The sequence below is a fragment of the Nocardiopsis sp. NPDC006938 genome (genome assembly GCF_042869555.1).
Lineage (GTDB): Bacteria > Actinomycetota > Actinomycetes > Streptosporangiales > Streptosporangiaceae > Nocardiopsis.
In genome coordinates this window covers 263809-280593 of sequence record NZ_JBIAGA010000002.1, presented here as the reverse complement: position 1 = coordinate 280593, position 16785 = coordinate 263809, and the positions used below count along the sequence as shown (strand labels likewise).

Sequence of the window (16785 nt, the reverse complement as noted above, 5' to 3'; positions counted from 1 at the left end):
GCCCCGGGCGGGCGGGCCGCTCGGGCCCGCCGCTCAGCCGGAGCGGTCAGAGCGGTCAGAGCGGTCGGAGCCGCCGCCGCTCGGCGCCTCGGGGCCGGTCCCGGTCGCGCCGTCCGCCCCGGCCGGGGCGGTGGGCGGCGGCGCGGGCTCGTCGGGATCGGGCTCGCGACCCGGTGTGGGGAAGTCGAACCGCCTGATCAGCACGTAGAAGATCCCGAAGTAGACCAGGAAGTAGACGACACCGAACAGCAGCAGCGCCCCCAGCCCCTGGGTGTTGCTCTTGGTGGCGTTCAGCAGCAGGTCGATCAGGCCCGCCGAGAACCCGAAGCCCAACTGCACGTCGAACAGGTTCATCAGCGCCAGCGAGACACCGGTGAGCACGATGTGTACCGCGAAGAGCACCGGGGCCACGAAGATGAACGCGAACTCCACCGGCTCCGTGATGCCCGTGACGAACGCCGTCAGCGCCGCCGGGATCATGATCGAGCCGATCTGGGCACGCCGCTCCTTCGACGCGGCCAGCCACATCGCCAGCGCCGCGCCCGGCAGGCCGAACATGAGCACCGGGAAGAAGCCGGAGAGCATGCTGCCCGCGGTCGGGTCACCCGCGAAGTAGCGGGTGATCTCCCCGTGCGAGACGGCGCCGTCCGCGTCCGTGTAGGTACCGGAGACGAACCAGACGAACGAGTTCACCACGTGGTGCAGGCCGAGCGGTAGCAGGACGCGGTTGACCACACCGTAGATCCCGGCACCCAGCGCGCCCGCGCCGATGAGGGCCTCGCCCAGGTTCTGAATCCACATGCCGACGATCGGCCAGACCAGTCCCAGCACCACGCCCATGCCCAGGCCGGCCAGGGCCGCGACGATCGGGACGAAGCGGCGCCCGCCGAAGAAGCCCAGCCAGGTGGGCAGTTTGATCCGGTGGTAGCGCTGCCACAGCACGGCGGCCACCAGGCCCACCACGATCCCGCCCAGCACGTCGGTGGGGTTCTTGACCGCGTGGTTGATGACCGGCATGAGGGCGTTCACCCCCTCCGCTCCGGCAGGTGGGTCCAGGACCGGCGGCGGGTCGAGAACCGGTTCCCTGGACACCGGATCGGTCGCGACCGGGTAGGACACGAGCCGGGACCCGATGTCCCCTGTCGCACCGTCGAAGGTCACCATCGTCCAGGTGGAGACCCGGTCGAACACCAGGTAGCCGACCACGGCGGCCAGGGCCGTGGAGCCGTCCGCGCGCTTGGCGAAGCCGATCGCCACACCGATCGCGAACAGCAGGGGCAGGGCCTCGAAGATCGCCTCGCCGGCGGTGCCCACGGCACCGGCGACCGGCGCCATCCAGCCCATGCCGTTCACACCGGCCAGTCCGTCCGCCCCGAGCAGGTCGTCCTGGCCGAGGCGGAGCAGGATCGCGGCGGCGGGCAGGACCGCGATGGGCATCATCAGGCTGCGGCCGAGCCGCTGGAGCACAGCGAGCGCGGCGGCGCGGCGACGGCGTGCGGGGGGCCCGGACCGGTCCGGGTCCTTCGTCGCTGGGGTCGGGTCCGACATGGTGGGGGGTCCTCCCTCTCGGACGCGCGCCCGACGGGGCGCGAGACGTCAGTCTCCGTGCCTCCGCGGGTCCAGGCGGGAGTGCAGCTGATAGCGGTCGGCACGGTAGGTGGACAGGGCGAGTTCCACGCACTGTCCCTTGGCGAAGCTGCGGCGCTGCATCACCAGCACCGGGCTTCCGGCGGGTAGGCCAAGGAGACGGGAGTCGGCCGAGTCGCAGATCCCGGCCTCGATGGTCTGCTCTCCGGAATCCAACAGGATGTCGAACTCGTTTTCCAGGACCTCGTAGAGAGATCGTTCGGCCAGATCGTGGTCCTCCAGGCCGGGAACCATGGCCGCCGGGATGTTGGAGCGCTCCACCGCCATCGGCTCGTCGTCGGCGGTACGCATGCGCTCGATGTGGTGCACGAGCGTGCCGGGGGCGATGTCGAGCATGCGGGCGGTGTGACCGCTGGCCGGGATGACCTGGCGGATCAGTTCGCGCGCGCCCGGCTCGAAGCCCCGGGCGCGCATGTCCTCACTGAAGGAGGCCAGGACGAGGGACATCTCGATCTTGGGCCGGGCCACGAAGGTGCCCTTGCCCGGAACCCGGTACAGGCGCCCCTCGGCGACCAGGAGGTCGATGGTCTGGCGCACGGTCATGCGGGAGAGGCCGTAGGTGGAGCTGAGCTCCCGCTCGGAGGGGACCATGTCGTCCACGCCCAGCCCGGCCGCGGTGATCCAGTCCAGGAGCAGGTCGCGGAGTTGGACGTACTTGGGCAGGGGGTTGCTGGCGTCGATCGGCATGGGGCGGATGGCCTTCTCGGTCGGCGGGTCGGGTGGTCCGGTGGTCGGCGTTCGACCTTAGCGCGGCATCCGCCCGGACTCGTGACACTTGCCGGGTCATGCCGGGATCTGACTGGTATAGTCCGGACTAGACCATAGCTCGACCCGCGTGTCAATCCTCCTTGTGCCACGCGGAGTGAACCAGCATCGTGGCTGGCCAGCGACGTAGTCCGGGCCGTCCACGAGCGACCAGCGCGGCCCCCGGCGTACGTCCAGGACCGCACGTCCACACCGGAAGGCTCCGTATGACCACCACGACGAGCGTGATGCGCTCCGAGATCGCCGAACAGCCCGAGGCCCTGCGCCGGACCTTCGCCGAGCTCCTCCCCCTGCGCGGCGAGATCGAGGCGCTCGGCCGCTCCACCCAGCACGTCCTGTTCATCGCCCGGGGCTCCTCGGACAACGCGGCGGTCTACGGCAGCTACCTCCTCCAGGCGCACACCGGACGACTGGCCACCCTGGGCTCCCCCTCGATCGCCACCGCCTACGGTGCGCGCGTCGACCTGTCCGGGGTCCTCGCCGTGGCCATCTCCCAGTCCGGCAAGACCGAGGAGATCGTCGAGACCATGCGCTGGGCCGCCGACTGCGGCGCCCGGACCGTCGCCGTCACCAACGGCGCCGACTCCCCGCTCGCGACCGAGGCCGACGTCGCCCTGGTCACCCGGGCCGGGAACGAGCTGGCGGTCCCCGCCACCAAGACGTACAACACGCAGTTGGCCGCCCTCGCCGTGCTGGCCCTGGGTCTGGGCGCCAAGCTGGACGCCGGGGAGCTGGACCTGGTTCCGGAGGGCATCGAGCAGACCCTCGCCGCGCCCACCGACTCCCTGGAGGAGATCGTGGAGCGGATGGTGGCCGTCCAGGGCGCCGTGATCTCCGGCCGCGGCATGGCCTTCTCCACCGCGCTGGAGGCCGCCCTGAAGCTCAAGGAGGCCTGCTACCTGCACGCCATGGGGCTGTCCTACGCCGACCTCCAGCACGGCCCCATCGCCGTGGTGGACCCGCGCACCCCCGCCCTGCTGGTGGCCGCCCCCCACGGCCCCACCCTGGAGGGCACGGTGGCCCTGGCCGATCGGGTCCGCTCCGCCGGAGCCCCGGTGTTCGGCTTCGGCGGCGGTGCCGCCCTGGCCGCCGCGAGCGACCTCTCGGTACCGGTGCCGGACGTCCCCGAGTGGGTGTCGCCGATGAACCTCATCGTCCCCGCCCAGCTGCTCACCGAGCACCTCGCCCGCCGGCTGGGCTACAACCCGGACGTGCCGCGCGGCCTCAACAAGGTCACCCAGACCACCTGACCTCCGGCCCCTCCGCTCCCCCGAACCCGGTGCGGCGCTCACGGCCCGGCACCGCACACGCGGTGCCGGGCCGCCGGTGTTCCAGGCCCCGGTAAAGATTCCGACGAGGGTGTCGAGAACGCGCGCCCGGCTCCGTCCCCGCTGTGAACGCGACCACAATGGTTCGCACCGCGACAAGGAGAGGGACCATGGCCAAGTACCTGCTGCTCAAGCACTACCGGGGCGCCCCGGCCTCCGTGAACGACGTCCCGATGGACCGTTGGACACCCGAGGAGGTGTCCGCGCACATGCGGTACATGAACGACTTCGCGGCCCGGCTACAGGAGACCGGCGAGTACGTGGACTCCCAGGCGCTCGCCCCGGAGGGGACCTTCGTCCGCTACGACGGCGAGGGGCGCCCTCCCGTCACCGACGGCCCCTTCCCCGAGACCAAGGACGTCATCGCGGGCTGGATGGTGATCGACGTCGACGGCTACGACCGGGCGCTGGAACTGGCCGGTGAACTGTCGGCCGCGCCCGGGGCGGGAGGACGCCCCATCCACGAGTGGCTGGAGTTGCGCCCGTTCCTGGGCGCCTCGCCCACCATCGAGGAGTGAGCCCGACGTGACCGCCGACGTGGACGAAGCGCTGCTCCGGACTCTCACTCCCGAGGTGACCGGTCTGCTCGTCCGACGAGGTGCCGACTTCGCGTCGGCCGAGGACGCCGTCCAGGACGCGCTGATCGAGGCGGTGCGCGTCTGGCCGGGGGACCCGCCCCGCGACCCCAAGGGATGGTTGGTCACCGTCGCCTGGCGCAGGTTCCTGGACGCCACCCGCGCCGACACCGCTCGCCGCAGACGCGAGGCGGCCGTGGCAGAGGAACCGGAGGCTGGAACCGCACGCGCGGTGGACGACACGCTCCGGCTCTACTTCCTGTGCGCCCACCCGTCACTGACCCCATCGTCGGCGGTCGCGCTCACCCTGCGCGCGGTCGGCGGACTGACCACCCGCCAGATCGCCCGCGCGTACCTGGTCCCCGAGGCCACCATGGCTCAGCGCGTCAGCCGTGCCAAGCGAACCGTCTCCGGCGTGCGGCTGGACCGCCCGGGAGACGTCCGCACCGTCCTCCGAGTGCTCTACCTGGTCTTCAACGAGGGCTACTCGGGGGACGTCGACCTGTCCGCCGAGGCCATCCGGCTCACGAGGCGGCTCCACACCGCCGTGGACCACCCCGAGGCGGCCGGTCTGCTCGCCCTCATGCTGATCCACCACGCCCGCCGCCCCGCGAGGACCACCCCGGACGGGTCCCTGGTACCGCTCGCCGAGCAGGACCGTTCTCTGTGGGACACCGTTGCCATCGCCGAGGGAGTCCGCGTGCTCCAGGGAGCGCTGGCGCGCGACCGCCTGGGCGAGTACCAGGCCCAGGCCGCGATCGCCGCGCTGCACGCCGACGCCCGGACCTCGCAGGAGACGGACTGGCCGCAGATCGTGGAGTGGTACGACGAACTGGTGCGCCTGAGCGGCAGCCCGGTGGCGCGGCTCAACCGGGCCGTCGCCCTGGGTGAGGCGCAGGGGCCGCGGGCGGGACTGGCCGCCCTCGGCGAACTGGACGAGTCGCTACCCCGATACCGGGCCGTGGCCGCGCACCTGCACGAGCGCGACGGCGACCTCGGGCGTGCGGCGCGACTGTACGCGCGAGCGGCTCTGGACGCCCCCGACCTCGCCGAACGCGCCCACCTGACCCGACAGGCCGCCCGGATCAACAGCGGGCGCTGACGCGTGTGGGCGCGGCCCCTCGGGAGCCGCGCCCACACGCGTGTTCGTGGTGCCCTCAGCCGTTACCGGGCCGTGGGGTCACCGTGGCACTTCTTGTACTTCTTGCCGGAGCCGCAGGGGCAGGGCGAGTTGCGGGCGGTTCCCGCGTACTCGTTGTCCACCGTCTCGCTGTGCCGCTCGACGGTGCCGTCCTCGCTCGGCGCGGAGTACTGGAGCTTGTTCGGCTGGTCCTCGCCGAACCCGGGAACCACCACGTCCTCGGCGGGCGCGGCCTCCTCCTCGGGAGAGTCGGCCCTGGCCGCCTCCGGGTCGTCCTCCACGGCCGTGGCGACGGCGGTCGCACCAGAGGAACCGCCGACCGTGGCGGCCGTCTTCGCGGCGGCCGACGCGGTGAGCGTGGGCTCCTCCTTCTTGCGGACCTGGACCTCGACGTTGAAGAGGAAGCCGACCGACTCCTCCTTGATGGCCTCCAGCATCTGCTGGAACATGTCGAAGCCCTCGCGCTGGAACTCGATCAGCGGGTTGCGCTGGGCCATCGCTCGCAGGCCGATGCCCTCCTGGAGATAGTCCATCTCGTAGAGGTGCTCACGCCACTTGCGGTCCATGACCTGGAGGATGACGCGGCGCTCGACCTCGCGCATCGCCTCCTCGCCCAGGTCGGCCTCACGGGCGTCGTAGGCGGTCCTGGCGTCCTCGACCACCCGGGAGGCGATGAGCTCGCCGGTGAGGGTGTGCAGGTCGCCGTTCTCCTCGATGAACTCGTCCACCGTGAAGCTGATCGGGTACACCTGCTTGAACGCGCGCCACAGCTTGTCGAGGTCCCAGTCGTCCGGGTCGCCCTGGGCGGTCTCCTCCACGACGTAGCCGCGCAGGACCTCGTCCAGCATCTCGACGACCTGGTCGCGCAGGTCCTGACCCTCCAACACCTTGCGGCGCTCGGCGTAGATGACCTTGCGCTGGCGGTTGAGGACCTCGTCGTACTTGAGGACGTTCTTGCGAATCTCGAAGTTCTGCGTCTCGACCTGGCCCTGGGCGGAGGCGATCGCCTTGCTCACCATGCCGGACTCGATCGGCTGGTCGTCGGGGATGTTCAGCTGGTTCATGAACACCTCCAGACGGCTGGAGTTGAACAGGCGCAGCAGGTCGTCCTGGAGCGACAGGTAGAAACGGGACATACCCGGGTCGCCCTGACGGCCCGAACGACCGCGCAGCTGGTTGTCGATACGGCGCGACTCGTGGCGCTCGGTGCCGAGCACGTAGAGACCGCCCGCCTCGACGACCTTCTCGTGCTCCGACTCGAACTCGGCGGTGGCCTTCTCCAGCGCGGCGGGCCAGGCCTCCTCGTACTCCTCCGGGGTCTCCAGCGGGCTCAGGCCACGGGACTGGAGCTCCTCGTCGGCGAGGAAGTCGGGGTTGCCGCCCAGCATGATGTCGGTACCGCGACCGGCCATGTTGGTGGCCACGGTGACCGCGCCGAGCTTGCCCGCGCGGGCGATGATCGACGCCTCACGGGCGTGGTTCTTCGCGTTGAGGACCTCGTGCGGGACGCCCTCGCGCTTGAGCATCCGGGAGAGGAGCTCGGACTTCTCGACGCTGGTCGTACCGACCAGGACCGGACGTCCCTCCTCGTGGCGCTCCGCGATGTCCTCGGCCACGGCCTGGAACTTCGCGTCCTCGTGCTTGTAGACGACGTCCTTGACGTCCTCGCGGACCATCGGCTTGTTGGTCGGGATGGGGACCACGCCGACGCCGTAGGTCTGGGTGAACTCCGCCGCCTCGGTCTGGGCGGTACCGGTCATGCCGGACAGCTTCTCGTAGAGGCGGAAGTAGTTCTGGAGCGTGACCTTGGCGAGAGTCTGGTTCTCGTCCTTGATCTTGACGCGCTCCTTGGCCTCGATGGCCTGGTGCATGCCCTCGTTGTAGCGGCGGCCCGCGAGGACGCGGCCGGTGAACTCGTCGACGATGAGGACCTCACCGTCCTTGACGATGTACTCCTTGTCCTTGCGGTACAGCTCCTTCGCCTTGAGGGAGTTGTTGAGGAAGCTGATCAGCGGGGTGTTGACGGCCTCGTAGAGGTTGTCGATCCCCAGCCAGTCCTCCACCTTGGCCACACCGGACTCGGTGATGCCCACGGTGCGCTTCTTCTCGTCGACCTCGTAGTCGGTGTCCTTCTTCAGACGGGGCGCGATCTTCGCGAACTCGGCGTACCAGCGCGAGTTCTGCTCGGAGGGGCCGCTGATGATCAGCGGGGTGCGCGCCTCGTCGATGAGGATCGAGTCGACCTCGTCGACCAGGGCGAAGAAGTGGTCCCGCTGGACGGTGTCCTTGAGCGAGAGCGCCATGTTGTCGCGCAGGTAGTCGAAACCGAACTCGTTGTTGGTTCCGTACGTGATGTCGGCCTGGTAGGCCTTGCGGCGCGCCTCGGCGGTCATCTGGGGGCCGACGACGCCGACCTCCAGCCCGAGGAAGTGGAAGATGCGGCCCAGGTTCTGGGCGTCGCGTCGGGCGAGGTAGTCGTTGGTCGTGATGACGTGCGCGCCCTTGCCCGCCAAGGCGTTGAGGTACACCGCGAGGCTTCCGGTCAGGGTCTTGCCCTCACCGGTCTTCATCTCGGCGATGTTGCCCAGGTGCAGGGCGGCGGCGCCCATGATCTGCACGTCGAAGGGGCGCTGGCCCAGGGTGCGCTTGGCCGCCTCGCGGACCGTCGCGAAGGCCTCGGGAAGGAGGTCGTCGAGGGACTCACCGTCCTCGTGGCGCTCCTTGTACTCCTTGGTCAGGTCGCGCAGTTCCTCGTCCGTGAGGTCGACGTAGTCGTCCTCCAGGGCGTTGACCTGGTCCTTCAACTTCTTGAGCCGGCGCAGGATCTTACCTTCACCCGCGCGCAGGAGCTTGTCGAGTATGCCTGGCACTTCCTATGCGCTCCTCGCAGATCGCGGTTGGCTCCACCGAGGGTGGAGAGTCAGATCTAGGCCCGCTGACCGCTTCCCGTGGCCACGGAGGTCAAGGGGTCAATCCTGGGTCCTCGGGCCTACATCCTAGAGGACCCGGAACCGCTTCCCGTCCTCTGGACAAACGAGCGGGACGGGCTTGGATGTTCCCTTCTTTTTCGTGAACATTCGTGCGGAGAGCGGCATTGTTCCGGGTAGTTCTCCAAGGGAGAGCGGTGGTTCCGGCCGACCGTTTCCACCGGTTCGGACGGAACCCGACCGGACGCGACCGTGTTCCCAAGGGGGGACCACATGCGAAGCAGAAGAGAGCGCGAATCCGTCCCGGCCCCCGGTTCCGGGCCCCGCCTGTCGAGGACCCCGGACGACGCCGTGAACGAGTTCCTGAAGGGGCGCCGGCCCACCGTGCTCGGGCCCAGCGACACGGAGGACCCCGGGCTCGCGTGGGAGCTGCACCGCCCCACGGACGAGGAGAAGGGTCGGCACGGCGATATCCGGGGCTTCCAGCGCCAGGGCGGTTCGCTGGCCCCGACCAACGGGCACCGGGGAAGCGCGGCGTCGTGGGTCTGCGTGGCGGTGGCCGTGGCCGGGTTCGCTCTGGGCGGCCTGGCCGTGGTACTGGACGGCTCCGTCGTCCTGCTGGTGATCGGGGCGGCCCTGATGCTGGCCTCGCTGGTCGTGGCGGTGTCCACCGACATCCTCAGCGACGTGGTGCTCGACCCGCCGCGACGCCTGTCGGGTCCACCTCCGTGCGGGGGAAGGGTCAGGGACGAGGAACGCGCGGACTAGTCCACGAGACGCAGGACGCCGTAGTTGAACCCCTTGCGCCGGTAGACGACGCTCGGGGCGTCCTTGACCTCGTCATGGAAGAGGTAGAAGTCGTGGCCGACGAGTTCCATCTCCATCAACGCCTGGTCGATGCTCATCGGCTTGGCCCGGTGGAACTTCTCCCGCACGACCACGGGGGTCTCCCCCTGGGTGTCGAGTTCCACGAACTCGTCCGTGAAGCGGCCGTCGAGCTCCACGCCGTCGATCGCGTCCTCACCGCCGCGCTGGGCCGGGGGGGCCTTGGTGGCGGTCGCCGTGGTCGAGGGCAGGTCTCCGGGGAGGTGGGCCGTGGCTGCCGCGACGGAGACGGGAGTGTGGTTTCCGCGGTGCACCTTGCGGCGGTCAGCGGACTTGCGGAGGCGGGCCTCGATCTTGTCGATCGCGAGGTCGAGAGCGCCGTGACGGTCCACCGAAGCGGCCTCGCTGCGGATGACCGGGCCGTCGGAGTGGATGGTCAGTTCAACCCGCTCGCGGACGTCGGCGAGCTTGGGGTTGCGCTCCTGGGACACCTCCACATCGACGCTCATGCCCTTGCGCTCCCACTTGGAGAGCCTGTCGAGCTTGTTCTCGACGTGCTGTCGGAACTTCTCACTCACACCAGTGCGTCGACCTTTGACGATGATGTCCATAGGACCCCCTTCATCGCGTGGCCGCCGTGAAGGCGACGGCCAGGCTGGCTCTGCTCCCCTTCCGCTGGGGAAGGGGTGTGACGCGTCAGCCCTCCTTCCCTTCGTGCCCCGCTTCCTGGAGGGGCACCTCTCGGTTGGAAGTGCGTATACCCATCCGAGGCAGGGTCATCACGTGCACCAGGGGCCCGATTAACCGAGGACCTCGGATGGGAAAGAAGGACATGTGACCCGATCGGGGCGTGTCGCCCACCAGCCGGTGAACACCGGACGGGTCGGTCGGGGCCCGGTGAGCTCCGGTGACGGAGGGGGCCGAGGGGACGTCGGAGAACCGTGTGGGGGTCCGCGCCCCCGGAGTTCGCACCCCGGGCACGACGAACCCCCCAACGTCGGTATGCCACCCGTCCGGCCGACCTGGTCTTCGTCCCCACATCCGCCTGCTGAGAGTGTCGCCGCTCTTGTACGCGACTACTGCTCTTCTCCCGGTCATGAGGGACATCGGGACCCTCAGCGGGGCAGGGCTTACCTCTAAGGCGCACCGTGATCGGTCGACGAAAAGTCGCCTTACGTGGGCCGTTTCGCCTGCGCCTGGCATCGGCTTGCCGGAGGTGCTCCACGGTCTTCCCGGGAGCTCTGAGTATCCGGCGCAACCACGGACCCGGACGGGTGCCATACCTGGACCGTAACCTGTCCCAGCGCGGATGTCAGGTAGCGAACGGGGTACCAAGCGGTCGACAAGCGCCGCAAACCCTTGTGAACAGGCATGTTTCGCCCGATCAGGGGGGTTTGTAAAACCTTCTTTCAGGACGCTCCCGGGAGGCCTCGGGAGGTGTGGGGCGGTCCCGTTCGGCGAGAACCAGGGCTCCCACCACCCTCGCGCCCTCCGCGCGCAGGGCTCGGGCGGCCTCCTCCAGCGTCGCCCCCGTGGTGAGCACGTCGTCCACCACGACCACACGGCGGCCCCGGAGCCCTCCCGTCGCCGGACCCGGCCCCCGCGCCGCCGGGAGCGCGGGGCCGCGCGCGGGCGGAGCGGCGGTGAGGACCCCCACCCGGTTGACCAGGCGTCGCGCGCGGCACAGACCCGTCTGGGGGCGGGCGCGGACACGGTAGCGCAGCACCGGCGCGACCCCCGCGGTGCCGCCGTCGCCGATCGCGTGGGCGCAGGCGCGGGCCAGTCTCCAGGCGGCGCCGGAGCGGGACGGTGCGCGACCCCGTCCCGGAACCGGCACCAGGAGCGTGTCGGGCGCGGCCCAACCGGAGGCGCGGTAGGCGGCGGCCAGACGCGCCCCGAGCGGGGCGTCCAGCTCGTGCCGTCCGCCGTGCTTGAAGGCGAGCAGGACACGGCGGTGGCGACCGGCGTACGTGCCGACCGCCCACACCGGGGGGCAGCGTGCGCGCCCGGGAGCCCGGTGCGGGCGGTGCCCGGTGAGGCCGAGGCAGCGCGCGCACAGCGGATGGTCCGGGCCGCCGCAGCCCGCGCAGTCCCGTGGGGCCAGGAGTTCGAGGAGGGGTTCCAGGAGTGAGGCGAGCAGCCGGAACACGCGAAGGAGCGCGTCCGGCCGACGCCGTGAGGCGGGAGCTCCGGTGGGGTTCACTCCTCCAGGTTGGGCGACGCGGACGCGATGCGCCAGAGGACGCGGGGACCTGTGGACAACGCCTCCGCCCGAGGTCGGAGCGGCGGGAGGAGGGCGAACCTCTGCCAACCGCGGGGAGGGCCGGGCGGGACGGCCGTCCGCCCGCGAGCCCGCCACACGGAGATCCCAGCGACGCGGCGCGCGCGGGCCGGGCCCCCCGGAACGACCACCGGAGGGTCGGCGCCGGGTGCGCCGCCGGCACCGTCACCGCCGGAGCGGTCGCGGGGCGGGTTCGGGCCACACGGGCGCTCGAGCCCCCACGAGGGTGGGACCCGGGTCCCGGCCGGTCAGCCCGGGAAGGTCGGCGACCCGCCCTCCACCACGTTCTGCCAGTTCAGGGGGTCGTTGGACACCCAGATATTGCCGTCGTCGGCCCCCACCAGCAGCGGCTGTCCGGGGGCTCCGGAGATGGTGATCATGCCGGCGACCGGAGCACCCGCGCTGGCCGCGGGCGTCCCGCCGTCCAGGGACACCAGCAGCGCCTGGGGTGTCCCCCCGTCGCGGCTTCCCACGACCACCAGCTGGTCGCTGGAGCGCCACGAGATGCTGGTGACGTCCTCCAGCTCCTGGTCGGCGAGTCCGATGAAGGCCCCCACCGAGACCTGGCCGTCCTCACCCTCGACGACCCGCCCGACCTGGAGCGAGCGCTCCCCGTCCCGTTCGGTGACCACCGCCGCCCGGGCCCCGTCGCGGGAGATCCTGAAGTGCACCAGCGAGTGGTCGCGCAGGCCCCGCAGCTCGGCCTGGACCACCTCCTCGCCGTCGCGCAGCAGCCAGAGGGCGGTGTCGCCGGGGGCGGGCGGTTCCTCCTCGGCCAGCCCCGCGGCCCCGGTCTCCTCGTCGGCGCGCGCCGTGTCGTCCCCGGACCCCTCGTCCGCGTCCTCGTCGTCGGACTCGCGCGCGTCCCGGGTCTCCTCGACGACCCAGAGGTTGCCGTTCACGTCCCAGGACAGGTCGGTGAACATACCGTCCCCGAGCACCTCGCGCGTGTGCGCTCCGGCGCTGGTGAAGCTGGTGACGACCTCGCGCCCGCCCAGGGTGATGCCCGCGACGGTGCTCTGGTCGAGTGAGACCGCGAACCGGTCCAGCTGCACCTCTCCCGCGCCCAGCGGTCCCTGGACCCGTTCGGCGCTGTTGAAGTCGTCGGCGTCCCAGTCGGGCGCCGACCACAGCTGGCCCTCGTGCGTGTAGTAGGCGTGGATTCCGGCGAGGGTGGCGCCGGGGCTGACCCGCGTCCAGTAGTCGCTGCCCGGCCGGGGGCGGTCGGAGCTGTCGCCGTCGGACTGCGGGAAGCTCACCTCGTCGCCGTTGATCCGGAGGGTGAACTCCTGGATCTCCGGGAGCTGGCGCAGGGTCCAGGCGATCTGCGCGCCCATGCCGTACTCGTCCGCCTCCTCGCGGGTGGTGACGCCGATGATCGCGCGTTCGCCGTCGATCTCCAGCCTCGGGGAGGCCTCCTCGGGGAAGGCGGAGAGCACGGCCGGGTCCAGCCAGTCGGTGGGGCCGCCGATGAGCTTGCGGAGCAGGCGTTCGGCCAGCTGGTCGGTGCTCACCGGAAGGTAGACCGGGTCGGGCACCAGCGCGGTCGCGGCCGGGTTGAAGAAGTACAGGTTGAACGGACGGTAGGTGCGTTCGACGTCGAGCTGGCTGAGGATGATCTCGTCGGGCAGGTCCCGGATACGCCACTCGCCGTCGGGGTCCTCGCCCTCCCTGGCGAGGGTGAAGGTCTCCTCCACCATCGAGCCCGCCTCGGCGGGGACGTACTTGCCGCTCTGGTCGATACTGGCGATCTCGTTGCTGCGGATGCGCACGGTGGCGGTGAGCCCGTCCGCGGCGATCTCGGAGTCCATGTCCACGGCCTCCAGGTCGGAGAAGACCCGGACAGCGGCGTCGGGGGTCCACTCCTCGCTCCGCTCGGGGAGCATGTAACTGCGGGCGGCCTTGTGGTCCTCCTCGAAGCTGCCGAGGTCCTTCAGGAAGCCGTTGATGAGTCCTTCGGGCGCCACACCGGGCTGGGGGCCCGCGGGTAGGAGCCGCACGTAGCCACCGTAGGGGTCACCGGAGCCGTCGCCGCCCTCGCTCGGGACGACGGGGCCGGTCATGGGAACGCTCGCGCAGGCCACCAGGGACACGCACGCGAGCGTTCCGGCCGCGATGGTGCGCACGACCCGCCTCAGGCGTCCGGGGCTCTCCACGTGGCTCACAGCGCCTCCTCGTCGTCGGGTCCGAACCGGCCCCTCTCCATGCCTCGGACCTCCTCGGTCCCGTTGGAGTCCGCGCCGTTCCCGTCCTTGTCGCCGAAGGGCGGGAAGGCGCGGCCCAGGGCGATCTCCGGCGGCACCAGCGGCAGCGGCGAACCGCGCAGCTCCGCGCCGGACCGGCGGGGCAGGGAGAGCCGGAACTGCGACCCCTGCCCGGGCAGGCCCCACGCCTGGAGCCAGCCGCCGTGCAGGGTCGCGTCCTCCTTGGCGATGGACAGGCCCAGACCGGTCCCCCCGGTGGTGCGCACCCGCGAGTAGTCGGCCCGCCAGAAGCGGTCGAAGCACAGGTGCTCCTCGCCCTCCTTGAGCCCCACCCCGTAGTCGCGCACGGCCACGGCGACGGCGTCCCGGTCGCCCGCCGCCGCGACCACCACGTCGCGCCCCTCGCTGTGCTCGATGGCGTTGACCACCAGGTTGCGCAGGATGCGGTTGATCCGTCGGGTGTCGAACTCGGCGACCACCGGGTCCGCGGGCAGGCGCAGGATCACCTTGATGCCCCGGCGCTCGGCGATCTGCTCGGCGTCGCCCACCGCCTTCATCACCGAGTCCCGGATGTCCGACGACTCGATGCCGAGGGTCGCGGCCCCGGCGTCGTGGCGGCTGATCTCCAACAGGTCGGCGAGGAGTTCCTCGAACCGCTCCACCTGGCTCTGGAGCAGCTCCACGGACCGGCGGTGGGAGGCGTCCAGCTCCTCGCGGTCGTCGAACAGCAGGTCACCGGCCATACGGATGGTGGTGAGCGGTGTGCGCAGCTCGTGCGAGACGTCCGAGACGAACTGGCGCTGGAGCTTCGACAGCTCCTCCAGCTCCTGGATCTTCTCCTGGAGGTTGCCCGCCATGTCGTTGAAGGACACCGCGAGCCGCGCGAGGTCGTCCTCGCCGCGCACCGTCATGCGTTCGGTGAGGTCGCCCGCGGCGAGCCGCTCGGCCGACTGGGCCGCGGAGCGCACCGGGTTGACCACCTGCCGGGTGATGGTGAACGCGATGAGCCCGAGGAGGATCACCAGCAGCACCGCGACCAGGGCGACCGTGCCCTGCACCAGGTCCAGGATCTCCTGTTCGTGCTGGAGCGGGAAGATGTAGTAGAGCTCGTAGGCCTGGTTGATCTGGGCGCCCACGACCAGGGCCGGTTCGACCGAACCGTCCTCCATGTCGATGCGCGTGTACGTGTGGTACTGCTGGTCGAACACCTCGGACTGGCGTACCTGGTCCACCAGTCGCGGGGGGACGCTCCCCTCGCCGGTGGCCCACCCCAGTTCGTCGCTGACCGACGGCAGGATGAACACGCTGTAGAGCCCGGTGTCGCCGCTGCGGCTGGTCAGCTCGCTGGCGACGTTGTTCAGGAGGCGGTTGCGGTCACCGATCTCGTTCTCCTGGAGTTCGGTGAGCGCGTAGCTGAGCCCCGCCCGGTGGTCGTTGACCGCCGTGTTGGTCTTGGCGTCCAGGAGCCCGCTGCGCACCTCGGAGACGAGTACGTACCCCAACCCCGCCATGACCAGCAGGGACAGCACCAGCGTCGTGCTGATCACCCGCAGGTGCAGGGAGCGGCGCCAGTTGGTGTGCGCCCCCCGCACCAGCGCGCGGGCCGCGCGCTGGGCGAGGAGGTAGGAGCGGGTCAGGCCCGTGTTGCCGTCCCTCCAGCCGCCGCTCTCGGGCAGGCCGGAGGGAGGGGTGGTCCGTTCTCCCTCGAAGTCGGCTCCCCTCCCCTCCTCGGGTACGGACGCGGTCATGTGGCTTCCGGGCGGGTCAGGCGGTCCCGGCCTTGTAGCCGACACCGCGGACGGTCACGACGACCTCGGGGTGCTCCGGGTCCTTCTCGATCTTGGCGCGCAGCCGCTGCACGTGCACGTTGACCAGGCGCGTGTCGGCGGCGTGGCGGTAGCCCCAGACCTGTTCGAGCAGGACCTCGCGGGTGAAGACCTGGCGCGGCTTGCGGGCCAGGGCGACCAGGAGGTCGAACTCCAGCGGGGTGAGGCTGATCTGCTCGCCGTCGCGGCGCACGGCGTGCCCCGCGACGTCGATGGTGATGTCCCCGATCTGGAGGACCTCGGGCGCGGGCTCCTCGGTGCGGCGCAGGCGCACGCGCACGCGGGCCACGAGCTCCTTGGGCTTGAACGGCTTGACGATGTAGTCGTCGGCGCCCGACTCCAGGCCGAGGACGACGTCCACGGTGTCGCTCTTGGCGGTGAGCATGACGATGGGAACCCCGGACTCGGCGCGGATCTGACGGCACACGTCGATCCCGTCGGCCCCGGGCAGCATCAGGTCGAGGAGGACCAGGTCGGGCTTGGTCTCGCGGAAGGCCTCCAGGGCCTTGTCGCCGTCGTGGACGAACGAGGGCTCGAACCCTTCACCGCGCAACACGATGCCCAGCATCTCGGCGAGGGCGAGGTCGTCGTCGACAACCAGTACACGTCCCTTCATCGGTGTGTCCGGCGCGGGGTCTCCGCCTCCGCCCGGGGGCGGGGAGGGTACCGGCGCCTACTCCTCTCTCCTGGAACACTCAAGCGGCCTCAGTGGTCGGTGCCCGTGACCCCCGGGGCCGGGGAGCGATCCCCGTCCGGGAGACCGCGTCCCGTCACCCCCCAACCTTGCCAGCTTCGGCCGGTGTTGGAGGAGCGGTCAGCGGTGTTGGGACCTTTTGGACCGAATTCGGTCACCGGCGGCGTCATCCCTGGCAAGGAAGGCCCGGAAAGCTTCGTGACTTGGCCGGTTGGTAACAGAAAGCATACAAAAGGAATGAAGTGCGTGGGTTGTCTAGGACACACTGCAAGCCCACTGAGAAGCGGTGGAACCGGCCGGTAGGTTGGTTTCCGACACATCAGAACGGGCGCGGACACGCTCGCGCGCGGTAACCGAACCTCACGGAGGGCGGCAGATGAGCCAGGAGGACGACCACCGGGAGAGGCCGGGGGACGACCCCGACGTTTCCGGAGGACCGGGGTCGCCTGACTCTGGAGACGCTCCCGGCACGGGCGGTTGGGCCGCCCCCGGGCAGGGGTCGGCCGACGCGCCGGGCGGAGGCGGGCCGGCACCCGACCGCTCCGCACCCGGGCACCCGACGCCTCCGCCGC

12 protein-coding genes are annotated in these 16785 nt (G+C 70.7%); 4 read left to right on the top strand and 8 right to left on the bottom strand.

Annotated elements, in window-relative coordinates:
- Nucleotides 1–33 precede the first annotated feature (33 nt).
- Together ACFYL4_RS04185 and ACFYL4_RS04180 are read right to left on the bottom strand one after the other, a co-directional pair.
- Nucleotides 34–1548, bottom strand: coding sequence for a PTS transporter subunit EIIC (locus tag ACFYL4_RS04185; RefSeq protein ID WP_387516283.1), 1515 nt, complete (start codon nucleotides 1546–1548; stop codon nucleotides 34–36).
- Nucleotides 1549–1596: 48 nt separating this feature from the next.
- Nucleotides 1597–2334, bottom strand: coding sequence for a GntR family transcriptional regulator (locus tag ACFYL4_RS04180; RefSeq protein WP_357767009.1), 738 nt, complete (start codon nucleotides 2332–2334; stop codon nucleotides 1597–1599).
- Nucleotides 2335–2618: 284 nt separating this feature from the next.
- On the opposite strand from ACFYL4_RS04180, the gene ACFYL4_RS04175 reads away from it, so the two are divergent.
- The 3 genes from ACFYL4_RS04175 to ACFYL4_RS04165 all read left to right on the top strand — a co-directional run bounded on the left by ACFYL4_RS04175 (nucleotide 2619) and on the right by ACFYL4_RS04165 (nucleotide 5417).
- Nucleotides 2619–3662, top strand: coding sequence for an SIS domain-containing protein (locus ACFYL4_RS04175; RefSeq protein ID WP_357767006.1), 1044 nt, complete (start codon nucleotides 2619–2621; stop codon nucleotides 3660–3662).
- 188 nt (nucleotides 3663–3850) lie between these two features.
- The gene (locus ACFYL4_RS04170; protein ID WP_387516280.1) at nucleotides 3851–4258 is read left to right on the top strand and encodes a YciI family protein; all 408 of its coding nucleotides are present in this window, start codon (nucleotides 3851–3853) and stop codon (nucleotides 4256–4258) included.
- 19 nt (nucleotides 4259–4277) lie between these two features.
- A complete protein-coding gene (locus ACFYL4_RS04165; protein WP_387516617.1) occupies nucleotides 4278–5417 on the top strand; it encodes an RNA polymerase sigma factor in 1140 nt (379 codons plus the stop codon).
- Nucleotides 5418–5479: 62 nt separating this feature from the next.
- Here ACFYL4_RS04165 and secA read toward each other — a convergent pair whose 3' ends face one another.
- The gene (secA, locus tag ACFYL4_RS04160; protein WP_357767000.1) at nucleotides 5480–8326 is read right to left on the bottom strand and encodes a preprotein translocase subunit SecA; all 2847 of its coding nucleotides are present in this window, start codon (nucleotides 8324–8326) and stop codon (nucleotides 5480–5482) included.
- Nucleotides 8327–8656: 330 nt separating this feature from the next.
- On the opposite strand from secA, the gene ACFYL4_RS04155 reads away from it, so the two are divergent.
- Complete coding sequence (locus tag ACFYL4_RS04155) at nucleotides 8657–9151, top strand: hypothetical protein (RefSeq protein ID WP_387516278.1); 495 nt, start codon at nucleotides 8657–8659, stop codon at nucleotides 9149–9151.
- Here ACFYL4_RS04155 and hpf read toward each other — a convergent pair.
- The 5 genes from hpf to mtrA all read right to left on the bottom strand — a co-directional run bounded on the left by hpf (nucleotide 9148) and on the right by mtrA (nucleotide 16135).
- Complete coding sequence (gene hpf, locus ACFYL4_RS04150) at nucleotides 9148–9819, bottom strand: ribosome hibernation-promoting factor, HPF/YfiA family (protein WP_357768765.1); 672 nt, start codon at nucleotides 9817–9819, stop codon at nucleotides 9148–9150. The genes ACFYL4_RS04155 and hpf overlap by 4 nt on opposite strands.
- A 773-nt stretch (nucleotides 9820–10592) precedes the next feature.
- On the bottom strand, nucleotides 10593–11411 hold the full coding sequence (locus ACFYL4_RS04145; protein ID WP_387516276.1) for a ComF family protein: 819 nt from the start codon (nucleotides 11409–11411) through the stop codon (nucleotides 10593–10595).
- Between the two features lie 326 nt (nucleotides 11412–11737).
- On the bottom strand, nucleotides 11738–13654 hold the full coding sequence (locus ACFYL4_RS04140) for an LpqB family beta-propeller domain-containing protein (RefSeq protein WP_387516274.1): 1917 nt from the start codon (nucleotides 13652–13654) through the stop codon (nucleotides 11738–11740).
- The gene (gene mtrB, locus ACFYL4_RS04135) at nucleotides 13651–15441 is read right to left on the bottom strand and encodes an MtrAB system histidine kinase MtrB (RefSeq protein ID WP_387516272.1); all 1791 of its coding nucleotides are present in this window, start codon (nucleotides 15439–15441) and stop codon (nucleotides 13651–13653) included. The genes ACFYL4_RS04140 and mtrB overlap by 4 nt, the downstream gene beginning before the upstream one ends.
- A gap of 16 nt (nucleotides 15442–15457) precedes the next feature.
- Complete coding sequence (gene mtrA, locus ACFYL4_RS04130; RefSeq protein WP_014908694.1) at nucleotides 15458–16135, bottom strand: MtrAB system response regulator MtrA; 678 nt, start codon at nucleotides 16133–16135, stop codon at nucleotides 15458–15460.
- Nucleotides 16136–16785: the final 650 nt, after the last annotated feature.